This window comes from Protofrankia sp. Cas3, assembly GCF_963555955.1.
GTDB lineage: Bacteria > Actinomycetota > Actinomycetes > Frankiales > Frankiaceae > Protofrankia.
Genome location: NZ_CAUVXP010000257.1, coordinates 1 through 5,016, shown reverse-complemented (window position 1 = coordinate 5,016; position 5,016 = coordinate 1). Strand labels below are relative to the sequence as shown.

Below are 5,016 nucleotides of genomic sequence, written 5' to 3'. Positions count from 1 at the left end.
GATGCGGACGTGGTGGTCAGCACGACCGCGCGGTCGTCCAGCGACGCGCGGGTCGTCACCGAGGAGAAACCTATGTCGACGACGTTCAGGTCCGACTCGGCGTCCATCAGCGAGCAGAGCCGGTCGGCCTGCGCCCGCAGCGCGCCGTCCCCACGGCCCGACAGCAGTACCGGCGTCGGCACCGGGACGGCAGCGGCCCGCTCGGGCTCCGACTCCGGCTCAGGTGACTGTTCGAGAACCACATGCGCGTTGGTCCCGCTGACGCCGAACGACGACACCCCCGCCCGCCGCGGCCGGTCCAGCTGTGGCCAGTCCCTCGCCCGCGCCAGCAACCGGACCGCCCCCGACGACCAATCCACGTGCCCCGTCGGCTCGTCGAGGTGCAGGGACTTCGGCAGGAATCCGTGCCGCAGCGCCAGCACCGTCTTGATCACCCCGGCGACTCCGGCGGCCCCCAGGGTGTGACCGATGTTCGACTTGATGGAGCCCAGCCACAGCGGCTGGTCCTGTGGGCGGTCCTGCCCGTACGTGGCCAGCAGCGCCTGCGCCTCGATCGGGTCGCCCAGCGTCGTCCCGGTGCCGTGCGCCTCGACGGCGTCGACGTCCGAAGCGGACAGGTGTGCGTTGGCGAGCGCCTGCCGGATCACCCGCTGCTGGGATGGGCCGTTGGGCGCGGTCAACCCGTTGGACGCGCCGTCCTGATTCACCGCTGAGCCTCGCACCACCGCGAGCACCGGATGGCCGGCCTTCCGGGCTGCTGACAACCGCTCAACCAACAGCAGGCCGGCGCCCTCGCCCCAGGCTGTTCCGTCCGCCGCCGCGGCGAACGGCTTGCAGCGGCCGTTTGCGGCCAGTCCCCGCTGTCGGGAAAAGTCGACAAAGGGCCCGGGCAGGCTCATCAGAGAGACGCCGCCGGCCAGAGCGAGTGAGCATTCGCCGCGGCGTACGGCCTGCGCAGCCATGTGCAGCGCGACCAACGATGAACTGCACGCGCTGTCCACCGTCACGGCCGGGCCTTCCAGCCCGTAGACGTAGGCCAGCCGACCCGAGGCGACGCTGGCGGACGTGCCGGTCAGCCGGTAGCCTTCTAGGTCGCCGGGGGACTGGTGCATCAGCACGTGGTAGTCGTGGCTGATCACGCCGACGAACACCCCGACGTCACGGCCCCGCAGGGAGTCCGGTGGGATTCCCGCGCGTTCGAACGCCTCCCACGAGGTTTCCAGCAGCATCCGCTGCTGAGGGTCCATCGCCTGCGCCTCGCGCGGCGAGACACCGAAGAAGTTCGCGTCGAATTCCGCGATGTCGTACCGGAACGAGCCGTGCCGTACATAGGACTTGCCCAGCCGGTCCGGGTCCGGGTCGAACAGTCCGTCGAGGTCCCAGCCACGGTCCGTCGGAAAACCGGACACGGTGTCCGCTTCGTCAACCAGAAGCCGCCACAGTTCCTCCGGGGTGTCGGCCCCGCCGGGGAACCGGCAGGCCATGCTCACGATGACCACGGGATCGTCGTGGTCGCCCGCGGCCAGGGCGGCCGACAGCGGTGAGGCAACGGTGACGCGTTCGCCTGCCAGCTCGGAGCCAATGTGCGCGGCGAGAGCCGTCGGCGTCGGATGGTCGAACACGACAGTCGACGACAACGTGATGCCTACCGCGGCGGACAACCGGTTGCGCAGTTCCACAGCGGTGAGCGAGTCGAATCCGGCTTCCTTGAATGCCCTGGCCGAATCCAACTGGTCGGCGCGAGCGTGCCCGAGAACGGTTGCCGCGTGAGCCCGGACCAGATCGAGCAGGTGCTGGTCCCGCTCTGTCGGAGCCAGGCCGGCCAGCCGTCCGGCCAGACCGCTGTGCGCAGCAGCGACCTGGGCCGCCGGGCGGCGGGGGCCAACCAGCCCTCGCAGCAGCGGGGGAACCGGCGGCTTTGCCGTCCGCAGTGCGGCCAGATCCAGTTTCGCGGCCAGCAACACAGCTTCGCCCGCGTACAAAGCGGTGTCAAACAGGGCGAGCCCCTCCTCCGAGCTGAGCCCTCCCATGCCCGCGCGCCGGTGCCTGGCCAGGTCTCTCTCGCCGAGACGGCGGGTGAGGGTGCTCTCCTGGGACCAGTAGCCCCAGGCCAGCGACACGGCCGGCAGCCCCGCCGCGCGCCGCCGCCGCGCCAGTTCGTCCAGAAACGCGTTCGCAGCGGCATAGTTCGCCTGCCCGGGGTTACCCAGGACGCCGGCTGCCGAGGAGAAGAGGACGAACGCGGCGAGGTCCGCGCCTTGGGTCAGCTCGTGCAGGTGCCACGCCGCGTCGGCCTTCGGCCGGAATACCGTGTCCACCCGCTCCGGCGTCAGGGCTTCGACCACCCCGTCGTCGAGCGCGCCCGCAGCGTGCACCACCGCTGTCAAAGGATGCTCGCTGGGCACACCGGCCAGTACGCCCGCCACCGCGTCCCGGTCCGACACATCACATGCCGCTACGGTGACCACCGCACCGCTGCGGATCAGCTCCGCTTCCAGCTCTGCCACGCCGTCAACCTCGCGGCCACGCCGCGACACCAGCAGCAGATGGCGAATTCCGTGCTCGGCCACCAGGTGCCGGGCCACCAACCCGCCGAGCAGCCCGGTGCCACCGGTGATCAGCGCGGTGCCCTCCGGGTCCAGTCGGTGCTCGAAGGTCAGGGCGACCGTGCCGGTGTGACCAGCCTGGCTGATGAACCGGAAGGCCTGCGGTGACTCACGCGCGTCCCAGGCTCGCACGGGCAACGGCCGCAGGTCACCGCACTCGAAGAGAGCCAGCAGCTCGATCAGCATCTCCTGGATGTGCTCAGGCCCGGCCTCGCGGAGGTCGTATGCCCGACAGGCGATCCCGTCGCCCGGCACCAGGTCGGGCATCCCCGCCGTGCCCGTCTCAAGGTAGGCACCGCCACGCGGCAGCAGGCTGAGCGAGGCGTCCACGAACTCCCCGCCCACGCTGTTCAGTACCACGTCGACCCCCTGACCGCCCGTCGCGGCCAGGAACCTCTCGCGGAAGCCGAGGGCGTGTGAATCGGCGACCCGGTCCGCAGGCAACCCCAGCGACCGCAGCACACCCTGCTCGCCCACGCTCGCCGTCGCGAACACATCGGCACCCCACAGCCGTGCCAGTTGCACCGCCGCCATCCCGATCCCGCCGGCTGCCGTATGCACCAGCACCCTCGTGTCGAGGCCGACACGCGCGAGGTCCCTCAAGCCGTAGTAGGCGGTCAGGAACACCCCCGGCACCGTCGCCGCCGTCGCGAAAGTCCATCCCGGCGGAATGGGCACCAGCAGCCGGGCGTCAGTGACGGCGACTGGTCCGAACGCGCCCAGCGGACTGTCGAACAGGCCCATCACCCGGTCACCCGGCACGAGCCCGCGGACCGCAGAGCCGGTCTCCAGCACCACGCCGGCGCCTTCACCACCGACGCCTTGCTGACCTGGGACCATGTTCAGCGCCACGTGGACATCGCGGAGGCTCAATCCCGCCGCACGTACGGCGATCCGGACCTGGTGCGGTTCGAGCGGAGCCTCGACGTCCGGGGCGGGCACGGGTGTGAGATCGTCCAGCGTCACTCCCGAGGTCACCAGCCGCCAAGCCCCGGGCGGCGGCACCAATCGGCCACCGCCCGACACCGGCCCCAGCCGCGGAACCGAGATGACACCGGCCCGAACGACCAGCTGCGGCTCCCCCATCGCCAGCGCCGCATGCAGGGCGGGCCCCGACTCCTCGTGTCCGTCGAACTCCACCACGACGATCCGGTCCGGGTGCTCCGACTGCGCCGAACGGAGCAGGCCCCGGGCAGCCGAAGCACCGAAACCGCGTACGACCACGACCAGCTTCGCGGACCCGTAACGGCTGCCCGCCAACCATTCCCGCACCGTGTCGAGCACCTGGTTGGTGATCTTGCGAGCACCCGGCAACGGCTCCGCGTCGGCCGGCGTGGTGTCGTACGAAACGCAGACGTAGAGCGGAACCGGGTCCGCGAGATCGGCGAGGGTCGGCACGCGGACCGCGCCGAGCGGTTCGGCCACGGACAGCTCGTCCGCACCGACGACCGCGCACCGCGCCCTCGGTACCGGGGCGTGATCTGCCGACTCGACCTCGTCGACCCGGTACAGAGACGCGCCGGACGCCGCGGTCGCCAGGGGCGCGGTCAGCGGCCGGGTCACCAACGCACCCACCGACACCACCGGACGGCCGGTTCCATCCACCGCCACCAGGTGGACCCGGTCCGACCCGGCCGGGCGAACCCGCACCCGCAGGGCAGTGGCACCGGACGCGTGCAACACCACGTCGTGCCACGCGAACGGCAGCCGTACCTCGCCGGTTTGCGAGCTCTGTCCAGGACAGAAGGCAGTGGCGTGCAAAGCAGCGTCGAGCAGGGCGGGATGGAGCCCGAACCGGTCGGCGTCCGTCACCCCCTCCGGAAGGGCGACCTCGGCGAAGACCTCCGTGCCGCGCTGCCAGAGCGCGCGCAGCCCGCGGAACGCCGGCCCGTACTCGTATCCGGCCCCGGCCCGCCCGGAATAGAACCCGGAGAGATCGACCGGGTCCGCGCCCTGGGGCGGCCAGGTCCCGAATGCGGCGTCCGGTTCCGTGTCCGATGTGGAGACAGTGCCGTGCGCGTGCCGAGTCCACGGCACCTCACACCGGGGCGTGCCCGGTCGTGAGTAGATCTCGACGACGTGCCGGCCGTCCTGAGAGCCGCTTACGGTTACCTGGATCTGCAGGTCCTCCTGCCCGAGCACCATCGGCGTCTCGTTGAACAGCTCTTCCAGCAAGTCGCAGCCGACCTCGTCGCCCGCCCGCATGGCGAGCTCGACCAGGGCGGCACCTGGCACCAGGACGGTCCCGCGGACAGCGTGGTCAGCGAGCCACAGCTGGCTGCCCCGCGACAACCGGCCGGTGAAGACGATCCCCTGGCCGTCCGCTCGTGCCACCGTGGCTCCGAGCAGCGGATGGGTGGTCGGGGTCAATCCAGCCGAGGCCACATCCGCGACCGGGCCACCCTGCGCG

1 protein-coding gene is annotated in these 5,016 nt (G+C 71.2%); it reads right to left on the bottom strand.

Annotated elements, in window-relative coordinates; genetic code table 11:
* Window positions 1-5,016: SDR family NAD(P)-dependent oxidoreductase (locus tag U9983_RS26575; protein ID WP_322756635.1), on the bottom strand; the 5,016-nt coding region annotated here is incomplete at both ends.